This window comes from Streptosporangium sp. NPDC048886, assembly GCF_055586905.1.
Genome location: NZ_JBVJHH010000025.1, coordinates 104018 through 127932 on the forward strand (window position 1 = coordinate 104018; position 23915 = coordinate 127932).

The following is a 23915-nucleotide window of genomic DNA, read 5'->3' on the forward strand; positions in this document are numbered from 1 at the left end:
GGGGTGCTCAGCCGCCGCTCTTGCGGCGGAAGGAGCGCTTGCCTCCGACCGGGCCGTGCGCACCGTGGATCTTCGAGGCGTTCTTCCCCTTGCCCCCGGTGTTGGCGTCCGTCTGGGCGATCTTCTTGCGCTCCAGAGCCTCACGGAACTTGCGCTTCAGCTCGTCCTCGGAACTCTCGGGTTCCGGCGTGACGTCAGACATACGGACCTCCTGATCTGGGCGGGCAGTCCAACTCCGGCCAACCGGATCATCATCCTCTCACGTCCGAAATGGGGAGTTGGCTGGCCGGATATATGTAAGACTCTTATGTAAGTAGGATAACCGTCTGAAGTGTCTCCGAGCGAGGTCGAGAGGTGCAATGAGACAGGAGAGCGGTGACGCGTCCCTGCTCCGCAAGCTGAACTCGGCGGCGATCCTGCGGATCCTGCGGGACGGGCAGATCGTGACCCTCACCGAGCTCGCCCGGGCCGCACGCGTGTCCCGGCCCACGGCCGAGGGGATCGTCGAGGATCTGCTGGCCAAGGAGTGGGCCGAGGAGTGCGCCGAGGAGCCGGGGGACCGACAGCGCGGCCGGCCGGCCCGGCGCTTCCGCTTCCACGGGACGGCGGGCCACGTGATCGGCGTGGACGTCGGCGGTTACAAGCTGCTGGCCGTCACCGCGGACCTCAACGGGCAGATCCTCGCCACCCGCAGGGTCGCGGTCTCCCCGGAGCTGCCCGCGGCCGAGCGGATCAAGGCCATCGTCGCGCTCGTCGAGGAGAGCGTCGTCGACAGCAGGAAGCTGGCGGCGGTCGCGGTCGGCACCACCGGAGTGGTCGACGAGGCGGGACGGGTGGTCAAGAGCGTGGCCATCCCCGAGTGGAGCGGGGTCGCGCTCCAGGCCGAGCTGGCCGGCCGGATCGCCGTGCCGGTCCTGGTGGAGAACGACATGCGCCTGGCGGTGCTCGCCGAGCACTGGCGGGGCGTCGCCAAGGGCTACCGGGACGTCGTCTACCTGTTCACCGGCAACAGGATCGGCCTGGGCCTGCTGATCGGCGGGGCCCTGCACCGGGGCAGCCACGCCGCCTCCGGGGAGATCGGCGACCAGTCGAGCGGCTACCGGCTCGCCTTCCGCAACGTGATCGACTACGCCATGTCCGCCGACCCCGGGGAGCTGCGCTCGCCCGGGCAGTCGGCCGAGTTCGCCGTCGCCCGGGCGCGCGGCGGGGACGAGGCGGCGGCGCAGGCGGTGGAGGCGTTCGCCACCCGCCTGGCCGAGGGGCTGGTCACCATCGTCAACCCGCTCGACCCGGAGCTGGTCGTGGTCGGCGGCGGCCTGTCCCAGGCCGGCTCGCTGCTCGTCGAACCCATCCAGCGGCACCTGAACCGGGTCACGCTCTACCCGCCCGAGGTCGTGGCCTCCCGGCTCGGCAACGAGTCCGTGGCGCTGGGCGCCGTACGGCTGGCCCTCGACCACCTCGACCGGACGCTGTTCGGCGCGACGTCCTGAGCGACGGGGGAGCCGGGCCGCCCGCGCCCCGGCTCTCCGCCTGCCGCCCGGCCGGTGCGCCGGGGGGCCGTGCCGTCCGTCCGCCCGGCGCACCGGCCCGCAGGACGGCCCGTGTCCGTGGCGCGGGCGACGGGCGCTTTATCCAAACAGGTTAAGAAATGATCAGACCTGGCCGGCGGCGAAGTACGCGGCCAGGTCGGGGGAGACGGGCGGGACGTGGCGGGGCGTCGAGCCGTCCCGCAGGGACTCGGTGGCGTGCACCCCCGCCGCGATGCTGTCGCGCGCGGCGACCGGGGAGGTGTCGGTCGCTCCCCCCTCGACGGCGAAGCGGACGAACTCGCTGACCAGGCCCTCGTCCGCGCCGCCGTGACCGCCCACGCCCGCCGTGATCGGCACCTGGAGGTCCCCCTCGGGGTCGTAGCCGCGCCGCCCGCTGTTCCAGACCCGCACGACGGCGCCCTCCCCGTGGTCGCCGAAGTTCTCCAGGCGGCCGGCCGTACCGATGACGGTGTAGTTGCGCCAGTAGTCCGGGGTGAAGTGGCACTGCTCGTAGCTGGCGTGGACGCCGTTCTCCAAGCGCATGTGCACCATGGAGAGGTCCTCGACGTCCACCACCGGGTTCAGGCCGCGCTGGGCGAGCGGCGGCCAGTTGGTCGCCGGGCTGAACCAGTCCGCCGGGAGCCCCTCGGAGCGGTCGGTGACCTGCCCGTAGACCGTCAACCCGCCCATGCCGGTGACCAGGCTGGTCCGCGAGCCCGCCAGCCAGTGGATGACGTCGATGTCGTGGGCGCCCTTCTGCAGCAGCAGCCCGGTGGTGTTGCGCCGGTCGGCGTGCCAGTCCTTGAAGTAGTAGTCGCCGCCGTGCCCGACGAAGTGGCGGCACCACACGGCCCTGACCTCGCCGATCGCCCCTTCCATGATCAGTTGCCGCATGGTCCGGACGACCGGCATGTGGCGCATGTTGTGCCCCACGTACAGTCGGGCGCGCTGCTCGCGGGCGGTGCGCAGGATCAGGTCGCAGTCCTCGACCGTGATCGCCAGCGGCTTCTCCACCAGGGTCGCCTTGCCCGCCTTCAGCGCCGCGACGGCCAGCTCCACGTGGGTGTGGTCGGGAGTGAGGATCATCACCGCGTCCACGTCGTCGTTCAGCAGCATCCCGAAGTCGGCGGTAACCTGCAGGTCAGAGCCGATCTCGGCGCGGGCCCGTTGCTGGGCGGCGGGATCGGGGTCGCACAGCGCCACCACCCGGCTGCCGTTGCCCGGACGGTGTGCCTCGCGAGCCAGCGACCTCCTCAGGCCGTATCCCGCTACTCCGATGCGGAGGTCGTTCCTCACAGTCGCTCCTGTTCGCCACGCTTCTGCTCACTGTTGCTCCATTTACCCTAGTTATTTTCATAAATGGGCGCTAGCCTCCGTACTCACTCGTACAGCTCGGACAGATAGGGACGACATGAGCAGGAAGGTGTGGGCGCTTCTGTGCGCCGGCGCGATCGTGGCTGGAGCGGCGGCATGCTCCTCGTCGGAGGGCGAGTCCGCAGGCGGCAAGGTCACCCTCACCTACGGCTACTGGGATGAGAAGAACCAGGGTCAGGCGATGGACAAGATCGCCAAGGAGTTCACCAAGACGCATCCGAACATCGAGGTGAAGATCCAGTTCACCCCGCTGAAGGAGTACTTCACCAAGCTCCAGACCTCCGCGGCCGGCGGCAGCGCCCCCGACGTGTTCTGGATGAACGGCCCCCGGTTCGGCGTCTACGCCTCGCAGGGCGCGCTGCTCCCGATCTCCGACAAGATCGCGGCCGACAAGGTGGACACCGCCAAGTTCCCCAAGTCGCTCAACGACCTCTACACCCTCGACGGCAAGCAGTACGGCCTGCCCAAGGACTACGACACCGTCGGCCTCTGGTACAACAAGGACCTCTTCGACAAGGCCGGGGTGAAGTATCCCGACGCCACCTGGACCTGGGACGACCTCCGCGAGAACGCCAAGAAGCTGTCCGACCCGGCCAAGGGCGTCTACGGCATCGGGGCGGCGCCGTGGGGCCAGGAGGTCTTCTACAACACGATCTTCCAGGCGGGCGGCTACGTGGTCTCCCCGGACGGCAAGAAGTCCGGCTACGACGACCCGGCCACCATCGAGGGCCTGAAGCTCTGGTCGGACCTCATCAAGGAGAAGTCCTCGCCGACGGTGCAGCAGATGACCGACACCTCCCCGGTCGAGCTGTTCCAGAACGGCAAGCTGGCCATGTGGACCGACGGCTCCTACGACGCCACCACCTACAGCGGCACCGAGGGCCTCAACGCCGACGTGGCCCCGCTGCCGGCCGGCCCCAAGCGCAAGGCCACCGTCATCCACGGCCTGGCCAACGTGATCTACGCCAAGACCGAGCACCCGGCCGAGGCGTGGGAGTTCGTGAAGTTCCTCGCCTCCGAGCAGGCCAACCGGATCCAGGCCGAGACCGGCGCGGTGATCCCCGCCTACGAGGGGCTGGCCGACACCTGGGTGAAGTCGATGCCCAAGTTCAACCTGCAGGTCTTCGTGGACCAGGTCGACGACAGCGTGCCGTACCCGATCTCCAAGAACACCGCCGCCTGGTCGACGGTGGAGCTGGACGCGATCACCAAGGCGTTCTCCGGCGGCCAGGACCTCGAAGCCGGGGCGAAGGAGCTCGCCACGGCCATGAACGCCGCGCTGGCCAAGGAGTGAGTGGCGTGGAGGGGGCGGTCGCACGCGCGGCGGCCGCCCGCGCCGAACCCCGCCGGCGGCTGCGGGACCAGGAGTGGTTCTGGGGCTACGCGATGATCGCGCCGCTCGTCCTCGGCCTCGGGGTGTTCTACCTGTGGCCGGTCGTCCAGTCGGTGTACTACAGCTTCACCGAGTGGACCCTGTTCGGGGACAGCACCTGGGTCGGGCTCGCCAACTACCGCGAGCTGTTCACCGGCCCGGAGAACGCCAAGGCGTTGAAGAACACCTTCGTCTACGCCCTCTGGAGCCTGGCCGGGATCCCGCTGTCGATCCTGGTCGCGGCCCTGCTCAACGCCCGGGGCCTGCGCCTGGTGTCGTTCTACCGGACGATCTACTTCCTGCCGGTGGTGACGATGCCCGCGGCGGTGGCGCTGATCTGGCGGTGGCTCTACAACGGGGACTACGGCCTGATCAACTACCTGCTCTCCCTCGTCGGGGTCCAGGGCAAGTCGTGGATCGCCGAGCCGTCCACCGCGCTCTACGCGGTCGTCGTGGTCGGGATCTGGATGTCCGTCGGCTACAACGCGGTGATCTTCATGGCCGGGCTGCAGGGCATCCCGCGCCATCTGTACGAGGCCGCCTCCATCGACGGGGCGGGGCCGGTGCGCCAGTTCTTCCGGATCACGCTGCCGCTGCTGTCGCCGAGCATCTTCTTCGTGTCGGTGCTCACCGTCATCGGCGGCCTGCAGATGTTCGACCTGATCTATCTCATGTTCGGCAAGGCCAACCCCGCCTACGCCGACAACAAGACCGTGGTCCTGCTGTTCTTCAACAAGGCGTTCGAGGAGGGGGCCAAGGGGTACGGCGCGGCCATGGCGGTGGTGCTGATGCTCATCACCCTCGTCCTCACCGTCGTCCAGTTCCGGATGCAGAAGAAGTGGGTGCACTATGCGTAGCGGCCGACTGTGGCCCGTGCACCTGACGCTCGGGATCGGCGCCGCCGCGATGGTGGCCCCGTTCTTCTGGCAGGTGCTCACCTCGCTGAAGTCCTTCACGGAGTCGACCAGGACCCCGCCGACCTGGATCCCGTCGTGGCAGTGGTCGAACTTCGCCAAGGTCGTCGAGGACACGCCGTTCCTCCAGCAGTTCGTCAACACGGTCGTGATGACCACCGGGCGGACGCTCGCCCAACTGCTGTTCTGCTCGATGGCGGCCTACGCGTTCGCCCGGCTGCGCTTCCCGGGCCGGGACGCGATCTTCATCGTGCTGCTGTCGGTCCTGATGGTGCCCAGCCAGCTCTTCCTGATCCCGCAGTACCAGATCGTCCAGGAGCTGGGCTGGCTGAACAGCCTGCCGGGGCTCATCGTGCCGGGCATGTTCAGCGCGTTCGGCACCTTCATGCTCCGGCAGTTCTTCCTCAACCTGCCGGGGGAGGTCGAGGAGGCGGCCAGGATCGACGGGGCCAGCCCGTTCCGGATCTTCTGGAGCGTGATGCTGCCGCTGGCCAGGCCCGGACTGCTGGCGCTCGGCGTGCTGACCGTGCTCTGGTCCTGGAACGACCTGATGTGGCCGCTCATCGTCAACACCGATCCGGAACGGATGACCCTGTCGGCGGGCCTGTCGGCCCTGCAGGGTGAGCACTTCACCGAGTATCCGGTCCTGATGGCGGGATCCCTGCTGGCCAGCGCCCCGATCATCGTGGTCTTCGTCGTGCTGCAGAAGCAGCTGATCCAGGGGATCGCCTTCACCGGATCCAAGTGACGCCCGGGCGGGCCCGGGTCAGTGCAGGTCCAGGGCCATCAGCAGCAGCAGGCCGGCGAGGTGACCGATCACCACGAACACGATGACGAAGATGAAGATGAACTTCGCCGGCCCGTGCTCGAAGTGTTTGCCCTCCGCCAGCGACGGGCGCCGGGCCTCTCGCTCGGCGATCCGTTCCTCGATCGGCTTGCGGTGGAACATGGGACTCCTTTTTGCGGACCGATGCTTGGCGCCATAATAGTTTGTGCACCAAATATCATACTATGTCGGCTGGGAGGGGTGTGTGAGCGACACGACTGATCTACTTGACCTGGAGCGACAGGTCTGTTTCGCCCTGGCCGTTGCCTCGCGCAGCGTCATCGGGGTCTACCGGCCCCTGCTGGAGCCTCTGGGCCTGACTCATCCGCAGTATCTGGTGATGCTCGCGCTCTGGAAGCAGGCGCCGCTGTCTGTGAAGGAGCTGAGCAAGCTACTGCAACTCGACCCCGGTACGCTGTCCCCGCTCCTCAAACGACTTGAGGCGATCGGCTACATCCGGCGGCAGCGCGACAGCCGGGACGAACGCGTCCTGGCGGTCACGCTCACCTCGGAGGGCCGGGAGCTGAGGAGCGAAGCTGAGAGGATTCCGCCGTCCGTCGTCGAACGCCTGGGTATAGAACTGGAGGAGCTGCAGGAGCTCCACCGGTCGCTGACCAGGGTGATCGCCGCCGCGAACGGCGCGCATCGCTGATCCACACAGAGAGGACAGGAAAGGCTCATGGCTGGAAGCCACGGAGGAAGCCCCAAGTCTTGGCTTGCGGTGATCGTCATTCTGATCGGGTTCACCATCGGCGGCGTGGCCCTGTGCCTCGGCCCCAACTGGACGCTGTTCTGGGCCGGGGCGGGGGTCGTCGTCGTCGGTGGTGTGATCGCCATGGTGGTCGACATCTTCTCCGACGTGATCGTGGACGCGCCTCGGGTGCCGCTGGACCGCACCAGCTGATCACCTCCCCCGCAGGGCTTCCTCGGCTGAGGGGGAGAGCTCGAAGGCGGAGCGCAGACCGGTGATGGTCAGGATCCGCTCCAGGGTGCCGTGAACGCCGGCGAGGACCAGGCGGGTGCCCGCGGCCCGGCTCCGCCGGAGGCTCACGATCAGTTCTGCGACACCGGTGGAGTCGCAGAAGGTCAGCGCCGCGACGTCGATGACGATCGTGGAAGGGGCTTCGGGCTCCCACACCTTGGTCATCTCGTCGCGGAGGACGGAGGCGTTGCCGTAGTCGAGCTCCCCGCTCGCCTGGACGACGCACACCGTGCCGTGCCGGCTTGTCGAAACCGTGAAAAAGGCCATGCTCTGCTCCTCCGCCCGCGGGTGGCAGGGCGGGCTGCCTCTGTCCTACCAGGTCCGCGGCCCTGCTGACGCATCGGCGTTCAAACGATTCGATAGAGCAGCTCGGGCCGCCCGACCCCACCGTACTGCGGGACCCTGCGGGCGACGCCACTGTCGGTCAGATGCTCCAGATAGCGGCGGGCGGTCACCCGTGAGACGCCGATCGCGGCCCCCGCGGCCTGCGCCGACATCCCCGCCGGGGCGCCGCGAAGCTCCGCCAGCACGGCGTCGAGAGTGGCCGGTGTCATCCCCTTCGGCAGCGGGCTGCGCACCGGGCCGCGCAGGGCGGCCAGCGCGCGGTCGACCTCGCTCTGGCCGCCGGCCTCGCCCGAGCCCTCCGTCGACGACCGGAACTCCGCGTAGCGCGTGAGCTTCTCGCTCAGCGAGGCGAAGGTGAAGGGCTTGAGCAGATACTGCGCCACGCCGACGGAGACCGCGGACCTGACGACCGACAGGTCGCGCGCCGAGGTGACCGCGATGACGTCGGACAGGACGCCCGCCGCCCGCAGGGCCCGGCACACCTCCAGCCCGTGCATGTCGGGCAGGTAGAGGTCGAGCAGGATCAGCTCCACCGGACGCCGCCGCAGGTAGCGCAGCGCCTCTCCGCCGGACCTGGCCATCCCCTCCACCCGGAAGCCGGGCACCCGCTCCACGTAGAGGCGGTTGGCCTCGGCGGTGATCTCCTCGTCCTCGACGACCAGCACCGAGATCATGAAAGTCCCTCCGCGCGCAGCGGCAGCCGTACGGTGAACACCGCTCCGGGCCCGCCGCCGACGTCGATCGCGCCGCCCAGCCGGCGGACCGCCTGTCCCACCATGGCCAGCCCGAGGCCGCGGCCGTCGCCCTTGGTGGTCCAGCCCCGCCGGAACGCCTCCCGCGCCGTCACCGCGTCCAGCCCCGGGCCGCTGTCGGCCACGCTGATCAGGAAGGTCGTCTCGTCGGCCAGCAGGCGGACGTCCACCCGTGCCGGGGGGACCCCCGACACGGCCGCCTCCACCGCGTTGTCTATCAGGTTGCCGAGGATCGTCACCAGATCCCGGCCGTCCAGGCCGATGTCGTCGAGCCCGGTGTCCGGGCTGATCGCCAGCTCCACGCCGCGCTCGGCCGCCTCGGCGCTCTTGCCCAGCAGCAGCGCCGCGAGCACCGGCTCGCGGACCGCGCCCATCACCCGGTCGGTGAGCTGCTGCGCCGCCTTCAGCTCCGCGGTCGCGAAGGCCACCGCCTGCTCGGTACGGCCCAGCTCGACGAGGGTGACGACGGTGTGCAGCCGGTTGGCCGACTCGTGCGCGGCGGCGCGCAGGGAGTCGGCGAAGCCGCGCTCGGCGTCGAGCTGCCCGGTCAGGGACTGCAGCTCGGTGTGGTCGCGCAAGGTCACCACGGTGCCGAGCGAGCGGTCGCCGGAGCGGACCACGGCGACGTTCACCACGAGCGTCCGCTCCCCGGTCAGGTGGATCTCGTCGCTCCGGCTCTCCCCGCTCGCCAGCAGCCCGGCGAGGGAGGCGGGCAGGCCCAGCTCGCCGACGTGCCGCCCGTCCGCCTCGCCGGACAGGCCGAGGAGCTCCCGGGCGCCGTCGTTGCACAGCGTCAGCCGGCCCGCGTCGTCGACCAGCAGCAGCCCCTCCCGTACGGCGTGCAGGATCGCGTCGTGGTACTCGTACATCCGGCTGAGCTCGGCGGGGCCCATCCCGCGGGTCTGGCGGCGCAGCCGGCTGCCGACCAGGTAGGTGCCCGCGCCGCCGGCGGACAGGCCGAGCAGCCCGATCAACACGGCGCCGGCCACCTGCCCGCGGAGCCTGACGCTGATCTTCTCGACCGTGATTCCCGCGCTGACCAGGGCCCGCACCCCGCCGCCGGCGTCGCGGACCGGGGCGACGGCGCGCACCGAGGAGCCGAGGGTGCCGGTGTAGGTCTCGGTGAAGGTCCGGCCCCGCAGGGCGGGCCCGGTGTTGCCGAGGAAGCGGCGGCCGATCTGGGCCGGATTGGGATGGGTGTAGCGGAGCCCTCCGGTGCTCATGATCGTGACGAAGTCGACCCCGGTCTCCCGCCGGACCCGCTCGGCGTACGGCTGGAGCGTGGCGGAGTCGCCGAGGGCGGCCAGGACCGAGGGGGAGTCGGCCACGCTGACGGCCACCGCCTCCGCCCTCCCGGCGGCCTCGGCGCTGAGCAGGTCGCCGGCCTGGAGGGCGGCCAGCGCCGTGCCTCCCGCCACGGTGATCCCGACGACGACGATCTGCAGTGCCAGCATCTGCCCGGCCAGGCTCCAGCGCCGCATCCGCTCCGGCAGCTCCCTCATGTCCACGACCAAAATGTACGCAATAGTGACCCAGATCACACCGCCGACGCATAGTCGCTCGACCGGAGTTTCCGTCCAGACCGGGAAGATTGAGTGTCCACTATGTCCAGAGATCGCACTAAATATCTCTATATGGCGGTAATTCTTGCCGTGGCCGCCGGGGTCGTCATCGGGCTCGCGGCCCCCGAGCTCGGCAGGGAGCTGAAGCCGCTGGGCACGGCGTTCGTCGCCCTGATCAAGATGATGATCAGCCCGATCATCTTCTGCACCATCGTGCTCGGCGTCGGATCGGTCACCCAGGCGGCCAAGGTCGGCCGGGTCGGTGGCCTGGCGCTCGGCTACTTCCTCGTCATGTCGACCGTCGCGCTGGCCATCGGCCTGGTCGTGGGCAACCTGGTCGACCCCGGCCAGGGCCTGCAGCTCACCGACGAGCTGCGCAGGGCCGCCGAGGCCGAGGCGGCCAAGGGCGGCGAGAACGACACGGTGACGTTCCTGCTCGCGACGGTCCCCACCACGCTGGTGTCGGCGTTCACCGAGGGGCAGGTGCTGCAGACCCTGCTGGTGGCCCTGCTCGCCGGATTCGCCCTGCAGGCCATGGGGGCGCGGGGCGCGCCCGTCCTGGCCGGCGTCGCGCACATCCAGCGGCTCGTCTTCCGGATCCTCGCCATGATCATGTGGGCCGCCCCGGTCGGCGCCTTCGGCGCGATGGCCGCGGTCGTCGGCGCCACCGGCGTGGACGCGCTCAAGAGCCTCGGCGTCATCATGCTCGCCTTCTACACGACCTGCCTGCTGTTCGTGCTGGGCGTGCTCGGGCCGATGCTCCGGCTGGTCGCCGGGGTCAGCCTGGTGTCCCTGCTGCGCTACCTCAGCCGGGAGTTCCTGCTCATCCTGGGCACCTCCTCCTCGGAGTCGGCCCTGCCGCGGCTGATCGCCAAGATGGAGCACCTGGGCGTGAGCCGTCCCGTCGTGGGCATCACCGTGCCGACCGGCTACTCCTTCAACCTCGACGGCACCGCCATCTACCTGACGATGGCGACCCTGTTCATCGCGAGCGCCACCGGCGCCCCGCTCTCGCTCGGCGAGCAGATCTCCCTGCTGCTCTTCATGATCATCGCCTCCAAGGGGGCCGCCGGAGTCACCGGCGCGGGCCTGGCCACCCTCGCCGGCGGCCTGCAGTCCCACCGGCCCGACCTCGTCGACGGCGTCGGCCTGATCGTCGGCGTCGACCGCTTCATGTCCGAGGCCCGGGCCCTGACCAACTTCGCCGGAAACGCGGTCGCCACCGTCCTGGTCGGCACCTGGACCGGCGAGTTCGACCGGGAGCGCGCGGCCGAGGTGCTGGCCGGCCGCATCCCCTTCGACGAGACCACCCTGCTGGAGGAGGACACGCCCGACCGGGACGCGCCCGACCCGTCGGCTGGACGGCCCGATCCGGAGACATCCACCCCGCCGGCCGGGCGTTCCGACGACCCGGAGGCGTCGCCGGTGTAGCCGCCGCCCTCCGCGCCGGACCGGCGGCGAGGCGCTAACGTTCAGGGGTGGACAGGACCTTCACCGTCGAGGAGGCGCGGGCGCTGATGCCGGCGCTGCTGGAGCGGGCCGACGAGTTCGTGAGCCTGCGGGGCGATCTCGCCGTGCTCGCGCGGGACCTGCGCGAGCACGGGGCCTCGGAGTCCGGCGGTCTGCCGGAGGCGAAGGCGCTGGAGGCGCGGCTGGATGAGATCCTCGGCTGGTTCGAGGCGCGGGGGATCGAGATCAAGGGGGTCGCGCCCCTGCTGCTGGACTTCCCCTCGGTGCTCGACGGGGTGCCGGTCCTGCTGTGCTGGCTCGAAGGGGACCGCGACCTGGCCTGGTATCACCGCGAGGATCTCGGTTTCGCCGGCCGCCGCCCCCTCCTCAGGACGTGACCGTCACTCGATCACCAGGTTGACCGGGATGTTGCCCCGGGTGGCGTTGGAGTAGGGGCAGACCTGGTGGGCGGCCTCGACCAGGGCGGTGCCGGCCTCGCCCTGCAGGTCACCGGGGAGCTCCACGCGCAGCGTCACGGTCAGCCCGTAGGCCCTGCCGTCGGGCACCAGGCCCACCTCGGCCGTCACCGAGGCGTCGGAGACGTCGACCCTCTCGCGCTTGGCGACCAACTGCAGCGCGCTGGCGAAACAGGCGGCGTAGCCCGCCGCGAACAGCTGCTCGGGGTTGGTGCCCTCGCCGGAGCCGCCGAGCTCCTTCGGCGGGGCGAGTGTCACGTCGAGGCGGTTGTCCGAGGACACCGCCCGTCCCTCGCGCCCGGAGGCGGTGGCGGCGGCCGTGTAGAGCGTGCTCATGGGTTCTCCCGGTGGAACGCGGACATATTGATTGCCTACAATTGAATTGTGCACAATCAAGTTGGATGCAGTCAAGTTGATATACTGCGTGCTGTGACGATGCTGCTGCTGGAGAACCAGTTCTGCTTCGACGTGCACGCCGCGTCGCGGGCGCTGGACGGTGTCTACCGCAGGGAGCTGCGCGAGCTCGGCCTGACCTATCCGCAGTATCTGGCGATGATGGTGCTCTGGGAGCGCCAGCCGGTGACGGTCAAGGAGCTCGGCACGGCCCTGCGCCTCGACTCGGGCACGCTGTCGCCGCTGCTCAAGAGGCTGGAGGCGGCGGGGCTGGTGCGCCGGGAGCGCAGCGCCGACGACGAGCGCTCCGTGCTGGTACGGCTCACGCCCGAGGGGGCCGGGCTGAGGGAGCCGGCTCTGGAGGTCCCCGGCAGGATCTTCGAGGCCACCGGTCTCGACCTCGCCGAGCTGCTCGATCTGCAGCGCACGCTGCGCCGCCTCACCGCCGCCCTCGACGAGGCGTCCCGATGATCACAGGTGACGACGTCCGCCGCGTGGCCATGGAGCTGCCCCGGACCGAGGAGAGGCTCGTCAGGGACCGGGTGACGTTCCGGGTGGGCAGGATCGTCTACGTCGCGATCTCGCCGGACGAGACCTCCATGGGGTTCGCCTTCCCCAAGGAGGAGAGGGCCGCGCTGATCGCGGCCGAGCCGAGGAAGTTCCACCTGCCCCGGCCCTCCGACGAGCGCTACAACTGGGTCCGGGTGTGGCTGGAGGCGATCGACGGGCCCGAGATGCGGGAGCTGGTCGAGGAGGCGTGGCGGATGGTCGCGCCCAAGCGCATGCATTCGTTCCTGGGCGAGTAGACCGCGTCACCTGGTGGTGGCAGGGGACGGTGCGGGCGACGGCGACAGCCCGACGTAAATCTCGTCGAGAACCGTTGGCAGCAGGGCGTTCGCCGTAGTCCTGCCGTCGGGCGACAGGGTCAAGTTCGTCCATGTCACGAGCGTCACGTCGTTGTCCGCGTCGTAACCGATGAACGAGTTGAAGCCCGGAAGCTCACCGCCGTGGAGACGGCGCCACCGGCGGCGGTGGCGTAGGAGGGGTTCTGGTCGGTGTAGTCGACGGGCTGGAGTGTTCCGTTCCGTGCGGCGGTCTGCATGTCGGCGGGGTACTGCTTGTCGACCAGCGCGTAGGAGGACCCGCCGTACATGTAGCCATGCGAGTAGCGATCCGGGATGGAGCTGTCGTCGGCGGCGGGAAGCGAAGTCCGCCGCAGCCCGAGCGGGCCGGACAGCCGGTCCTGGAACTGCTGGGCCAACGGGCGCCCGCCGGCCTTCTCAGCTGTCAGACCCAGCAATGCGTAGTCGGTGTTGTTGTAGTCGTAGGACGTGCCAGGCGGGAACCGCGGCGGGTGCCGGAACGCGATGGTCAACACCTCCTGGGGTGTCCAGACCTTCGTCGGGTCGGCGTCCAGGGCCGCCGCCAACTCGGGCGCGTCCGTATAGTCGTAAAGCCCGCTCCGCATCTTCAGCAGCTCGGCGATGGTGATGTTCTTGCCGTTGGGCACATCCGGGACGTATTTGGCCACCGGATCGTCGAACCGGAGCTTGCCGTCCTGGGCAAGGAGCATGATCAGCGCCGACGTCATGGTCTTGGTGTTCGAGGCGATCCGGAGGTGAGTGTCCGCATCCGGCGGCGTCCGCGTGCCCAGCTCCGTGGTGCCGACCCTCGCTTCGGAATTCCCCTGCGGGGTGCGTAGCAGGACCACCGCCCCGGGGACCAGTAGCTTCTTGGCGGCGGCGGCCACGACGGCCTGAAACGCGGCCGGATCGATGGGCTTCAGTGCCGGCCGCCTTGGTGCGGAGCGGGTCGCGGTCGGCGTGCCGGGCTGTGATGAACGGGCCGGCCCGATCGACGTGTCCGAGAGCACCGTGGTCGTCGGCCCGGAAGTGAATGAGCAGCTCGCGATCAAGAGAGCGACGCAAGGCGCGAGCCCGGCGATGAGAGTGGGGCGCGACTTCCGGGAGCGACGTCCTCCGTGGCGCGTGCTCAGTCCGTTCTTCGCCTGGGAAGCCTTCATCGTCGGCCGCACAGCCCTTACCCCAGGAGCCGGGTGCGCGCTAATGGGCGGCACCGGGTGAACCAGCCATTTTAGCATTCCCGCGGCCTCGTAGATCAGGTTCATCGGGGTTGTCGCCAGGCCGGGGCCGGCCGGTCCGCGTCGGCCGGCCCCTCCAGCCGGCGGGATCCGATGCCAGGGTTCCCCCGCGGGGCATACGCCTTGGTCGAAGGGCGTCGGGCAGGGAGTCAAAGCCGGCGGACGGCCGTGCCCGGACGGGTCGCGGCCGCCCACCTCAGCGACTCCGGGATCACGAGGTCCCGCTGAGATAGACCTCACCGGCCAGTTCGGTCACCTGGCCGGTGGAGCGCTGCCAGGTGGTCCCGGTGGGGTGGGCGGTGAGCAGGACCATGATCCACCGTTCTCCCGGGCCGACGAGCCCGGTGGTGTGCAGCACCGGATGACCGAAGTCGGGGACCCCGGCACCCCCGGCCGGCGCCGGCGAGGCGGCCGTGGCCTGTGCCGTGCTCTCAGCCCGTGCCGTGCCTCCGGCCGGCGCGGCCGTGACGTGCGCCGAGAGCGCGGACGCCGCGGCCACGGCCGTGACGTGCGCCGTGTCCGTGTTCCGGGCCGTGCCCGCGGCCGGCGCGGATCCGGGGGCGCCGCTCTGCCTGCACCGGACCGGGGGCGTCGAGCCGTACCCCGACCAGCCCTGCTTGACCGCCCACGGGCGGGTGACCCCGCGGGGGATGCCGAAATACTGGTCGAAGCCGTCGGAGCCGCACTGGCCGGCCTTGCGCAGGTGGCCGAGGACGAGGCCGCTGACCTCCGGGTCCGCCTGGTCGAGCAGATAGCGGTAGGTGCGGACGATGTCCAGCGCGCTGATCGAGGTGTAGCCCCAGAAGCCGGGCCAGCCGGCCGGCGGGGGAGTGGTGTCGGTCAGCCGCAGCTTGCGCGCCATCCGCTTGATGATCTGTCCCTTGCCGCCCCGGTCCCAGAAGGAGCTCGCCGCGTCGTCGTCGCTGACCCGCAGCATGACCTTCAGGCGTGCCAGATCGCTCTTGGAGACGTTCTTGTGCGACTCCAGGTAGTCGACCGCGATCAGGATCTTCACCACCGACGCCGACCGGAACTTCCGGTGCACGTTGCGGTGGGCGGTGACCTTGCCGGCCTGCCGGTCGAAGACCGCGTATCCGGCCGTCATCCCGGCCGGGACGTGCGGTTCGGCGGGGGAGGCGGCGGACACCGGGCCGGTGGCCGCCAGGAGGGGGAGGGCCGTCGCGAGGAGTGTCAGGAAACGCGTCACGCGCAAATGCCTACCAGATCCCGGCGGCGGCGCCCCCCGGTGGCCGGGGGCTCCGCCGCCGGGGCCGTGAGATCGAGGGCCGCCGGGCGCCCTCAGCCGGTGGGGCCGGCGGGTGCGATGGTCATGTATCCCCTGTTCACGATGCGGTCGGCGATCGTCTTGTAGACGGCCGGCTCCTCGGGGGTGAGCGCGGCCAGGCCGTCGACGTAGCGGTTGTACATGCAGAACGCGGCCGCGATCAGCACGGTGTCGTGGATCTCCAGGTCCGTGGCCCCGGACTTCCGCGCGGCCTCGACGTGGTCGGGGGTGACCTCCAGGCCGCCGCGCTGGACGGCGCCGGCGATCTCCAGCAGCGTCTTCATCTTGTCGGAGACGGGGGCGCCGTCCGGGTCGTCGGCGACCTGGCAGACCAGGTCCATACCGCCAGGGAGCTGCGCGGCGGCGAACGCCGCGTGCGAGCGGCTGCAGAACCCGCAGTCGTTGAGCGAGGACACGTACGTCGCGATCAGCTCGCGTTCGCCCCGGGACAGGGAGTGCTCGCCGCGCAGCAGCACCTCGGCGAGCTGGGACATGGGGAGGGCGGTCTGCGGCCGGTAGCGGAACAGGCCGCCGATTCCGGGGGCGTCGGTGGGCAGGTCGATGTGTGGCATGGGCCTCCTGTCGATCGGCTCAGACGCAGCGTGGGCGAGAGGGAGCCGGTTGGTCAATCCCCTCCATAAATCCAACTAAACATGTAGGAATTTCGGGTTTTAGTGTTATCTTCGGGACATGTCGGCAGCTCCTCTCCATCTCGCCGTCGCACTCGACGGCGCCGGATGGCATCCGGCGGCCTGGCGTGACCCCGCCGCCACCCCGAAAACACTGTTCACCGCCGCCTACTGGGCCGGCCTCGTGGCCGAAGCCGAGCACGGCCTGCTCGACTTCGTCACCATCGAAGACTCCCTGGCCCTGCAGACCACCCGCCTGGACGGCCCCGACGGCCGCACCGACCAGGTGCGGGGCCGCTTCGACGCGGTCCTCGTGGCCTCGCGGGTCGCCCCGCTGACCCGGAGGATCGGGCTGGTGCCCACGGTCACGACGACCCACACCGAGCCCTTCCACGTCGCCAGCGCCCTGTCCACCCTGGACTACGTCAGCGCCGGGCGGGCCGGGTGGCGCGTGCAGGTCTCCGGCCGCCGCGCCGAGGCCGCCCACTTCGGCCGCCGCGACGTCCCCGAGCTCCGGCCGGACAGCTTCGACCGCCCCGAGAGCGTCCGCCTGATCCAGGAGCTGTTCGACGAGGCCGCCGACGCCGTCGAGGCGGTCCGTCGCCTCTGGGACAGCTGGGAGGACGACGCGGTGATCCGCGACGTGGCCACCGGCCGTTTCATCGACCGCGACAAGCTGCACCACATCGACTTCGAAGGCCCCCGGTTCAGCGTCAGGGGCCCCTCGATCGTCCCGCGGCCCCCCCAGGGACAGCCGCCGGTCACCGCGCTGGCCCACTCCCGGATACCGTACGAGTTCGCCGCGCGCAGCACCGACGTCGTCTACGTCACCCCGCACGACGGCGAGCAGGCGCGCGCAGTCGTGCAGGAGGTCCGCGGGCTCACCCCCGGTCCGCTGAAGGTCTTCGCCGACCTGGTCGTCTTCCTGGGACAGGACGCCGGGGAGCGCAGGGCCCGGCTCGACGGGCTCGACGGCGCGGTGCACGCCTCCGACGCTGCGATCTTCGCCGGCACCCCCGAGCAGCTCGCCGACCTGCTCCTGGACTGGCGCCGGGCGGGTCTGGACGGCTTCCGGCTGCGCCCCGCCGTACTGCCGGCCGACCTGAGCGCGATCACCCGGGGCCTGGTCCCGGAGCTGCGGCGGCGCGGCGTCTTCCGGCGCGCGTACGAGGCGGCCACGCTCCGCGGCCACCTCGGCCTGCCACGTCCCGCCAGCCGCTACGCGGGGAGCCGATGATGAAGCAGGTCATCCTCGCCGCCCACTTCCCGGGCGTGAACAACCAGACCGTCTGGAGCGACCCGGCCTCGGGCAGCCAGATCGACTTCTCCTCCTTCGCCCACCTCGCGCGGACGGCCGAGCGCGGCAGGTTCGACTTCTTCTTCCTCGCCGACGGCCAGCGGCTGCGCGAGCAGCGCGGCAGGATCCACGACCTCGACGTGGTCGGCCGCCCGGACTCCCTCACCGTGCTGTCCGCCCTCGCCGCGGTCACCACCCACCTGGGGCTGGCCGGGACGGTCAACGCCACCTTCAACGAGCCCTACGAGCTCGCCCGCAAGCTCGCCAGCCTCGACCACCTGTCCGGCGGCCGGGCCGGATGGAACGTCGTCACCTCCTCCGACGCGTTCACCGGGGAGAACTTCCGGCGGGGCGGCTACCTGGACTACTCCCAGCGCTACGAGCGCGCCGAGGAGTTCGTGCGGACGGTCCGCGAGCTCTGGGACTCCTGGGCCGCCGAGGACCTCGTGGCCGACCCCGTGACCGGCACGTTCGCCGCCGCCAGGGCGGGCGCGTTCGCCCACCGGGGCGCCCACTTCGACATCGGCGGGCACTTCACCGTGCCGCGCAGCCCGCAGCGTCACCCGCTGACCATCCAGGCCGGCGACTCCGAAGGGGGCCGGGAGTTCGCGGCGGCCACCGCCGACGCCATCTTCTCCCGGCACGGCAGGCCGGAGGAGGGGCGGGCCTTCTACCGCGACATCAAGGCCAGGGTCGCCGCGCACGGCAGGGACCCCGGCTCGCTGAAGATCCTGCCCGGCGCGACCTTCGCCCTCGGTGACACCGACGCCGAGGCCCAGGAGAACGCCGACCACATCCGGCGCCAGCAGGTCAGCCCGCAGACGGCGATCCTGCTGCTGGAGCAGCTCTGGAACCGAGACCTGTCGGCCTACGACCCCGAGGGCCCGCTGCCGGAGATCGACCCGGACGTCTCGGAGGAGACCATCATCAAGGGCCGCACCCGCATGTCCAGGGACCCGCTGAAGACGGCGGCCGAGTGGCGGGCCCTGGCCGAGGCGAAGAAACTCGGCATCCGCGACCTCGTCATCGAGGTCACCGGCAGGCAGTCCTTCATCGGCTCGCCCACGCGGGTCGCCGAGGAGATCAACGAGTCCGTGCAGAGCGACGCGGCCGACGGCTTCATCCTGGTGCCGCACCTGACGCCCACCGGGCTGGACGAGTTCGTGGACAAGGTCGTCCCGCTGCTGCAGGAGCGCGGGGTGCTGCGCGCCGAATACGGGACGACCACGCTCCGCGGCCACCTCGGACTGGAGGGCGACGCATGAAGTTCCTGGCCATCACCCTGATCGTGCACGGACCGGATCCCATCACCGGCGAGCTGAAGTCCACCGAGGCGCGCCTGCGCGAGGTGGTGGACAACGCGGTCCTCGCCGAGGAGCTCGGCTTCGACGGCTTCGGCGTGGGAGAGCGGCACGAGCGCCCCTTCATCTCCTCCTCCCCGCCGGTCGTGCTCAGCCACATCGCCGCCAGGACCTCCACCATCAAGCTGTTCACCGCGGTGACCACGCTGAGCCTGCTCGACCCGGTCCGGGCCTTCGAGGACTACTCCACCCTCGACCACCTCTCCGGCGGCCGTCTGGAGCTGATCATCGGCAAGGGGAACGGAGCCGCGCAGGCCCAGCTCTTCCACGTGACCGGTGAGGACCAGTGGGACCGTAACCGGGAGAGCTACGAGCTGTTCCGCCGCCTGTGGCGCGAGGACAAGGTCACCTGGTCCGGCCGGTTCCGGCCGCCGCTGGTGGAGGCCGAGACCTGGCCGCGCCCGCTGCAGCGGCCCGTCCGCGTCTGGCACGGCAGCGCCACCAGCAGGGAGTCGGTGGACCTCGCCGCGAGCTACGGTGACCCGCTCTTCTCCGCCAACGTCACCAACCCGGTCGAGCCCTACGCGGAGCTGGTCGACCACTACCGGGAACGCTGGGAGTTCCACGGCCACGACCCCGCCGACGCCCTCGTCGGCGCGGGCAGCGCCGGCTACTACGCGGCCAGGAACTCCCAGGACGCGGTCGAGACCTACCGGCCGATCTTCAACGCCCGTCTGGCGCTGTTCAAGAAGGTCGGGGTGGACCCGGTCTTCCACACGCTGGAGGACGCGATCGAGCGCAGCTCGATCCTGGTCGGCAGCCCCCAGCAGATCATCGACAAGGTCCACCGCTACCACGAGAGGCTCGGGCACGAGGTCATGCATCTGCACGCCGACGCGGACGGCCTGACCGACAAGCAGCACCGGGCCGCCCTCGAACTCTTCCAGAGCGAGATCGCCCCCGTGCTGCGCAGGGAGATCCCCAGCAGGCCGTTCCCCCGGTACGGAAGGCAGTCATGACCTCCCTGTCGATCCTCGACCTTTCTCCCGTCCCCTCCGGGGGGACGGCCGGCGAGGCGCTGCGCAACACGCTGGACCTGGCCAGGCGCGCCGAGGAGTTCGGCTACCGCCGCTACTGGCTGGCCGAGCACCACTTCGCGCCCGGCGTCGCGAGCGCCGCCCCCGCCGTGCTCATCGCCCTGGTGGCGGCCGCGACCAGCACGATCAGGGTCGGCTCCGGCGCCGTGCAGCTCGGCCACCAGACGGCCCTCGCCGTGGTCGAGCAGTTCGGCCTGATCGACGCGCTGCATCCGGGCCGCATCGACCTGGGGCTCGGCCGGTCGGGCCGGCGCGAGGCCGAGTTCGCCGAACTCGCCGAGAAGCCCCCGCGGCCGTCCCCGCCCGCCAGGGTCGTCGACGGGCTGCTCATCCCGGAGGGGTTCTCCTTCGCCGCGCTCGCCGCCTCGCCGATCTTCACGCTGTACGGCTCGCTGCTGCAGCAGCCTGGCGCGCGGAGCCCGGACTTCGCCGACCAGGTGGACGACATCATCGCGCTGCTGGCCGGGACCTACCGGTCGGCCGACGGGCTGGCGGCGCACGCCGTACCGGGTGAGGGCGCGGACGTGGAGCTGTGGGTGCTGGGCAGCAGCGGCGGGCAGAGCGCGCAGGTGGCGGGGGAGCGCGGGCTGCCGTTCGCGGCGAACTACCACGTCAGCCCGTCCACCGTGCTGGAGGCGGCCGAGGCCTACCGGGAGGCGTTCAAGCCCTCGGCGACCCTGGCCGCGCCCCATCTGATCGTCTCCGCCGACGTGGTCGTCGCCGAGGACGACGACACGGCCCGCGAGCTCGCCTCGCCGTACGGGCTGTGGGTGCGCAGCATCCGCACCGGCGCGGGCGCGATCCCGTTCCCGACGCCGGAGGAGGCCGCCGCCCACGAGTGGACCGAGGAGGACCGCGCGCTGGTCGCCGACCGGGTGGCCACCCAGTTCGTCGGCTCGCCGCGGACCGTCGCCGAGCGGCTGCGCGTCCTGCGCGACGTCACCGGCGCCGACGAACTGCTCGTCACCACCATCACCCACGACCACGCCGACCGGGTCCGCTCCTACGAGCTGCTCGCCGCGGAGTGGGCCACCGGCTGAGCGCGCGGCCGGCCCGGCCGGCCTCCTCGAACACCCCTGACAGGCTCCGGAACGCATACGGCCGGCAGGCCCCGGAACGCATACGGCGCGCGGCCCGGCGAGGGACCACGCGCCGCAGGCGACCGCCTGAGCGGTCAGGTGCGTTTGGCGATGGCGGTGATGAGCGGCTGGACGAGCCGGGCGGCCAGCGGGCCGAACGCGGCGAGGATGAGGACGTAGGCGGCGGCCAGCGGGCCGAGGTCGGGGTGGACCCCGGCGGCCACCGCCAGGCCCGCGATCACGATGTTGAACTCGCCGCGGGGGATGAGCGCGATGCCCGCCCGCGCCCGTCCGGCCTTCGCGATCCCCGCCCGGCGGGCGGCGTAGGCGCCGGTGAGCAGCTTGGTGACCATGCTGACCAGGGCGAGCAGCGCGGCCAGCCCGGCCACCGGGCCGATCTTGGTGGGGTCGGTCTGCAGGCCGAAGAAGACGAAGAACACCGCGGCGAACAGGTCGCGGAGCGGGGTCAGCAGCGCCTGGGCGTCCTCGGCCAGCTCGCCGGAGACCGCGATGCCGACCAGGAACGCGCCGACCGCGGCCGAGACCTGGAGCTGCTGGGCCACTCCGGCGACCAGCAGCGCGAGCCCGACCAGCTTCAGCAGCAGCACCTCCGAGTTGGGGCTGGAGATGAACGCCTCGATGAGGCGGCCGTAGCGCAGGGCGAGCAGCAGCACGACGCTGACGGTGGCCAGCGCGATGCCCACGGTGACCGCGCCGCCGACGAAGCTCACCCCGGCCAGCATGGCGGTCAGGATCGGCAGGTAGACCGCCATGGTCAGGTCCTCGAAGACCAGCAGGGACAGCACCACCGGCGTCTCCCGGTTGCCGATCCACCCCAGGTCGGACAGGACCTTGGCGGTGATGCCCGAGGAGGTGGCGTAGGTGACGCCGGCCATGGCGACCGCGGCCACCGGGCCCCAGCCGAGCAGCAGCGCGGCGACCGCGCCGGGGGCCGCGTTGAGCACCAGGTCGACGACGCCGGCGCGGGCGTTGCCCTTCAGGCTCGTCACCAGCTCGTCGGCGTTGTACTCCAGGCCGAGGGTGAGCAGCAGCAGGATGACGCCGAGCTCGGCGCCGACCGAGATGAACTCCTCGCTGGTGGCCAGGGGCAGGATGCCGCCCTGCCCGAAGGCCAGTCCCGCGACCAGGTAGAGGGGGATGGGGGAGATGCCGACGCGCATGGCGAGGGCCCCGAGAATGCCGAGCCCGAGAAGGACGGCGCCGAACTCCAGGAACAGGATCGCTGTCGAGTGCACCCGCTGCCCTAACCGTTGGTCAGGATGTCGGCGACGGCGGCGGTGCTCTCCGGGCTGCCCACCACGACGACCACGTCGCCGTCGGTGAACACGAAGTCGGGGCCGGGGCTGGCGAAGACCTGGCCGGCGCGGACCACGGCCACGACGGAGGCGCCGGTGCGGGTGCGCACGCGCGCGTCACCCATCGGGCGGCCGGCGTACGGCGTGCCGGACAGGATGGGGAGCTGCAGGCTGACCAGCCCCTCGACCTCGCGGTGCAGGGCGTTGAGACGCTGCACGATGCGCGGGGCGCCGAGGAGCTCGCAGAGCGCGTCGGCCTCCTCGTCGTTCAGTTTTATCGTCTCGCACGCCCGATCGGGGTCGGTCGGGTCGTATATCACTAGGTCGCGACGGCCGGTCCGGTGGGAGACGATCCCGATGCGCCGGCCCGAGCGGGTGGTGAACTCGTGCCGTAGTCCGATTCCGGGCAGCGCCGTCTGCTCGACCTCCACCGTACGGTCCTCCATCTGTGCATATGTCGGTTGTTTACCTGAACCTACCAATCAGTGCACGGAAGAGTGGGCAAGAAATAATCGCTATTACCGATTGATTTTGTGGGTTATTTGGCCGGCGATGAGCGGCGAGGGCGTCCTTCCCGGGTGCTCGCTCCTGTGGCAAGGTGAACAGAACCACATTCGGTCCGTACGGCTTGCGCGCGGCCGTCCCGGGGAGGAGTCCCAGCCCATGTCTGACGACCGCCCGTACGACATCGTGCTCTTCGGCGCCACCGGCTTCACCGGCGAGCTGACCGCGCGGTATCTGGCCCGCAGCGCCGGTCCCGGCTGCCGCTGGGCGCTGGCCGGCCGCAACCGGGCCAAGCTCGGAGCGGTCCGGGACCGCATCGGCCTGCCCGAGCTGCCGCTGCTCCACGCGGACGTGACGGACCCGGCCTCGCTGGCGGAGCTGGCCCGCCAGGCCAGGGTGGTCGCCACCACCGTGGGCCCCTACCTCGCCTACGGCGAGCCGCTCGTGGCCGCCTGCGCCGACGCGGGCACCCACTACGCCGACATCACCGGCGAGCCGGAGTTCGTCGACCTGATGTTCACCCGCCACCACCACAGGGCCGAGCGGACCGGGGCGAAGATCGTGCACGCCTGCGGGTTCGACTCCGTCCCGCACGACCTCGGCGCCTACTTCACCGTCAACCGGCTCCCCGAGGGGGTGCCGATCGAGGTGGACGGGTTCGTGCGGGGCAACGGCAAGCCGTCGGGCGGCACCGTCCACTCCGCCCTCACGGCGGTCTCCCGGCCCCGGCAGACCGCCCGGGCCGCGCTCGCCCGGCGCGCGGCCGAAGGGCGGCCCACCGGCCGCCGCGCGCGCGGCACCGCCGGACCGCCCCGCTACGTGGGAGGCTGGGCCCTGCCCCTGCCCACGATCGACCCGCGGATCGTGGCGCGCTCGGCCCGCGCGCTGGAGCGCTACGGCCCCGACTTCACCTACCGCCACCACGTCGCCGTCAGGCGGCTGCCCGCCGCGCTGGGGCTCGTGGCCGGCACCGGCGCCCTCGTCGCGCTCGCCCAGCTCCCCCCGGTCCGCTCCTGGCTGCTCGGCCGGACCGCCTCCGGCGACGGACCCACCCCCGAACAGCGGGCCAGGAGCTGGTTCAAGGTCACCTTCCTCGGCCGGGGCGGCGGCGAGCGCGTCGTCACCGAGGTGGCGGGCGGCGACCCCGGCTACGACGAGACCGCCAAGATGCTCGCCGAGTCGGCGCTCTGCCTGGCCTTCGACGACCTTCCGCCGGTCAGTGGCCAGGTCACCACGGCCGTGGCGATGGGCGGGGCGCTGATCGAGCGGCTCCAGCGGGCGGGCATCACCTTCACGGTGCTGAGCGGCCCGTCGAAGTAGACCTCGCCGGAG

At 71.0% G+C, this 23915-nt stretch carries 27 protein-coding genes; 15 read left to right on the forward strand and 12 right to left on the reverse strand.

What is annotated here, in order from left to right; genetic code table 11:
* Positions 1–7: 7 nt before the first annotated feature.
* On the reverse strand, positions 8–202 hold the full coding sequence (locus ACZ6R6_RS29075; protein WP_470098567.1) for a DUF5302 domain-containing protein: 195 nt from the start codon (positions 200–202) through the stop codon (positions 8–10).
* A 157-nt stretch (positions 203–359) separates the two neighbouring features.
* Here ACZ6R6_RS29075 and ACZ6R6_RS29080 point away from each other — a divergent pair, with 157 nt between their 5' ends.
* Positions 360–1490, forward strand: coding sequence for an ROK family protein (locus ACZ6R6_RS29080; protein WP_470098569.1), 1131 nt, complete (start codon positions 360–362; stop codon positions 1488–1490).
* Positions 1491–1652: 162 nt separating this feature from the next.
* Here ACZ6R6_RS29080 and ACZ6R6_RS29085 read toward each other — a convergent pair whose 3' ends face one another.
* The gene (locus ACZ6R6_RS29085; protein ID WP_470098571.1) at positions 1653–2825 is read right to left on the reverse strand and encodes a Gfo/Idh/MocA family protein; all 1173 of its coding nucleotides are present in this window, start codon (positions 2823–2825) and stop codon (positions 1653–1655) included.
* A gap of 115 nt (positions 2826–2940) precedes the next feature.
* Here ACZ6R6_RS29085 and ACZ6R6_RS29090 point away from each other — a divergent pair, with 115 nt between their 5' ends.
* The 3 genes from ACZ6R6_RS29090 to ACZ6R6_RS29100 are packed head-to-tail and all read left to right on the forward strand — an operon-like array spanning position 2941 to position 5937.
* Entirely contained in the window at positions 2941–4197 is a 1257-nt protein-coding gene (locus ACZ6R6_RS29090; protein ID WP_470098573.1) for an ABC transporter substrate-binding protein, read from the forward strand.
* A gap of 5 nt (positions 4198–4202) precedes the next feature.
* Positions 4203–5132 (forward strand): carbohydrate ABC transporter permease, encoded by a 930-nt coding sequence (locus ACZ6R6_RS29095; protein ID WP_470098575.1) that lies wholly within the window; start codon positions 4203–4205, stop codon positions 5130–5132.
* Positions 5125–5937 (forward strand): carbohydrate ABC transporter permease, encoded by an 813-nt coding sequence (locus ACZ6R6_RS29100; RefSeq protein ID WP_470098577.1) that lies wholly within the window; start codon positions 5125–5127, stop codon positions 5935–5937. Before ACZ6R6_RS29095 ends, ACZ6R6_RS29100 begins: the two co-directional genes overlap by 8 nt.
* An 18-nt stretch (positions 5938–5955) precedes the next feature.
* Here ACZ6R6_RS29100 and ACZ6R6_RS29105 read toward each other — a convergent pair whose 3' ends face one another.
* Positions 5956–6138, reverse strand: a complete 183-nt coding sequence (locus ACZ6R6_RS29105) for a hypothetical protein (RefSeq protein ID WP_306874876.1) — start codon at positions 6136–6138, stop codon at positions 5956–5958.
* An 82-nt stretch (positions 6139–6220) separates the two neighbouring features.
* Here ACZ6R6_RS29105 and ACZ6R6_RS29110 point away from each other — a divergent pair, with 82 nt between their 5' ends.
* Together ACZ6R6_RS29110 and ACZ6R6_RS29115 are read left to right on the forward strand one after the other, a co-directional pair.
* A complete protein-coding gene (locus tag ACZ6R6_RS29110) occupies positions 6221–6667 on the forward strand; it encodes a MarR family winged helix-turn-helix transcriptional regulator (RefSeq protein ID WP_470098579.1) in 447 nt (148 codons plus the stop codon).
* Between the two features lie 27 nt (positions 6668–6694).
* Entirely contained in the window at positions 6695–6919 is a 225-nt protein-coding gene (locus ACZ6R6_RS29115) for an HGxxPAAW family protein (RefSeq protein ID WP_470098581.1), read from the forward strand.
* Here the strand turns inward: ACZ6R6_RS29115 and ACZ6R6_RS29120 are convergent, their stop codons facing one another.
* The 3 genes from ACZ6R6_RS29120 to ACZ6R6_RS29130 all read right to left on the reverse strand — a co-directional run bounded on the left by ACZ6R6_RS29120 (position 6920) and on the right by ACZ6R6_RS29130 (position 9596).
* The gene (locus ACZ6R6_RS29120; RefSeq protein WP_470098583.1) at positions 6920–7264 is read right to left on the reverse strand and encodes an STAS domain-containing protein; all 345 of its coding nucleotides are present in this window, start codon (positions 7262–7264) and stop codon (positions 6920–6922) included.
* Positions 7265–7344: 80 nt separating this feature from the next.
* Entirely contained in the window at positions 7345–8016 is a 672-nt protein-coding gene (locus ACZ6R6_RS29125) for a response regulator (RefSeq protein ID WP_470098585.1), read from the reverse strand.
* Positions 8013–9596 (reverse strand): sensor histidine kinase, encoded by a 1584-nt coding sequence (locus ACZ6R6_RS29130; RefSeq protein ID WP_470098587.1) that lies wholly within the window; start codon positions 9594–9596, stop codon positions 8013–8015. The genes ACZ6R6_RS29125 and ACZ6R6_RS29130 overlap by 4 nt, the downstream gene beginning before the upstream one ends.
* A 132-nt stretch (positions 9597–9728) precedes the next feature.
* Here ACZ6R6_RS29130 and ACZ6R6_RS29135 point away from each other — a divergent pair, with 132 nt between their 5' ends.
* Entirely contained in the window at positions 9729–11087 is a 1359-nt protein-coding gene (locus ACZ6R6_RS29135) for a cation:dicarboxylate symporter family transporter (RefSeq protein ID WP_470098589.1), read from the forward strand.
* Between the two features lie 47 nt (positions 11088–11134).
* Positions 11135–11503 carry a DUF2203 domain-containing protein gene (locus tag ACZ6R6_RS29140; RefSeq protein WP_306874858.1) on the forward strand — a complete coding sequence of 123 codons (369 nt, stop codon included), beginning with the start codon at positions 11135–11137 and terminating at the stop codon, positions 11501–11503.
* Positions 11504–11506: 3 nt separating this feature from the next.
* Here the strand turns inward: ACZ6R6_RS29140 and ACZ6R6_RS29145 are convergent, their stop codons facing one another.
* Positions 11507–11917, reverse strand: a complete 411-nt coding sequence (locus ACZ6R6_RS29145; RefSeq protein WP_470098591.1) for an organic hydroperoxide resistance protein — start codon at positions 11915–11917, stop codon at positions 11507–11509.
* Positions 11918–12016: 99 nt separating this feature from the next.
* Between ACZ6R6_RS29145 and ACZ6R6_RS29150 the strand changes: the two genes are divergently transcribed.
* Positions 12017–12445, forward strand: a complete 429-nt coding sequence (locus ACZ6R6_RS29150; protein WP_470098647.1) for a MarR family winged helix-turn-helix transcriptional regulator — start codon at positions 12017–12019, stop codon at positions 12443–12445.
* Positions 12442–12780 carry an MmcQ/YjbR family DNA-binding protein gene (locus tag ACZ6R6_RS29155; protein ID WP_470098593.1) on the forward strand — a complete coding sequence of 113 codons (339 nt, stop codon included), beginning with the start codon at positions 12442–12444 and terminating at the stop codon, positions 12778–12780. Before ACZ6R6_RS29150 ends, ACZ6R6_RS29155 begins: the two co-directional genes overlap by 4 nt.
* 143 nt (positions 12781–12923) lie before the next feature.
* On the opposite strand, the gene ACZ6R6_RS29160 is transcribed toward ACZ6R6_RS29155, so the two are convergent.
* From ACZ6R6_RS29160 to ACZ6R6_RS29170, 3 genes are all read right to left on the reverse strand, one after another.
* Entirely contained in the window at positions 12924–14102 is a 1179-nt protein-coding gene (locus ACZ6R6_RS29160) for a serine hydrolase domain-containing protein (protein ID WP_470098595.1), read from the reverse strand.
* A 184-nt stretch (positions 14103–14286) separates the two neighbouring features.
* A complete protein-coding gene (locus tag ACZ6R6_RS29165; protein ID WP_470098597.1) occupies positions 14287–15282 on the reverse strand; it encodes a D-alanyl-D-alanine carboxypeptidase family protein in 996 nt (331 codons plus the stop codon).
* 92 nt (positions 15283–15374) lie between these two features.
* Positions 15375–15932: a carboxymuconolactone decarboxylase family protein gene (locus ACZ6R6_RS29170; RefSeq protein WP_470098599.1), complete on the reverse strand. Its 558-nt coding sequence runs from the start codon at positions 15930–15932 to the stop codon at positions 15375–15377.
* Between the two features lie 118 nt (positions 15933–16050).
* On the opposite strand from ACZ6R6_RS29170, the gene ACZ6R6_RS29175 reads away from it, so the two are divergent.
* From ACZ6R6_RS29175 to ACZ6R6_RS29190, 4 genes are read left to right on the forward strand one after another with little or no spacing between them, the layout of a single operon-like run.
* Positions 16051–17226, forward strand: coding sequence for an LLM class flavin-dependent oxidoreductase (locus tag ACZ6R6_RS29175; RefSeq protein ID WP_470098601.1), 1176 nt, complete (start codon positions 16051–16053; stop codon positions 17224–17226).
* Positions 17223–18551, forward strand: coding sequence for an NtaA/DmoA family FMN-dependent monooxygenase (locus tag ACZ6R6_RS29180; protein WP_470098603.1), 1329 nt, complete (start codon positions 17223–17225; stop codon positions 18549–18551). Before ACZ6R6_RS29175 ends, ACZ6R6_RS29180 begins: the two co-directional genes overlap by 4 nt.
* The gene (locus ACZ6R6_RS29185) at positions 18548–19606 is read left to right on the forward strand and encodes an LLM class flavin-dependent oxidoreductase (RefSeq protein ID WP_470098605.1); all 1059 of its coding nucleotides are present in this window, start codon (positions 18548–18550) and stop codon (positions 19604–19606) included. The genes ACZ6R6_RS29180 and ACZ6R6_RS29185 overlap by 4 nt, the downstream gene beginning before the upstream one ends.
* Positions 19603–20724, forward strand: a complete 1122-nt coding sequence (locus tag ACZ6R6_RS29190; protein ID WP_470098607.1) for an MsnO8 family LLM class oxidoreductase — start codon at positions 19603–19605, stop codon at positions 20722–20724. The genes ACZ6R6_RS29185 and ACZ6R6_RS29190 overlap by 4 nt, the downstream gene beginning before the upstream one ends.
* Before the next feature lie 134 nt (positions 20725–20858).
* Here the strand turns inward: ACZ6R6_RS29190 and ACZ6R6_RS29195 are convergent, their stop codons facing one another.
* Together ACZ6R6_RS29195 and ACZ6R6_RS29200 are read right to left on the reverse strand one after the other, a co-directional pair.
* The gene (locus tag ACZ6R6_RS29195; protein ID WP_306874827.1) at positions 20859–22019 is read right to left on the reverse strand and encodes a cation:proton antiporter; all 1161 of its coding nucleotides are present in this window, start codon (positions 22017–22019) and stop codon (positions 20859–20861) included.
* A gap of 8 nt (positions 22020–22027) precedes the next feature.
* On the reverse strand, positions 22028–22510 hold the full coding sequence (locus ACZ6R6_RS29200) for a cation:proton antiporter regulatory subunit (RefSeq protein WP_470098649.1): 483 nt from the start codon (positions 22508–22510) through the stop codon (positions 22028–22030).
* A gap of 232 nt (positions 22511–22742) precedes the next feature.
* Between ACZ6R6_RS29200 and ACZ6R6_RS29205 the strand changes: the two genes are divergently transcribed.
* Positions 22743–23903, forward strand: coding sequence for a saccharopine dehydrogenase family protein (locus tag ACZ6R6_RS29205; protein WP_470098609.1), 1161 nt, complete (start codon positions 22743–22745; stop codon positions 23901–23903).
* Positions 23904–23915: the final 12 nt, after the last annotated feature.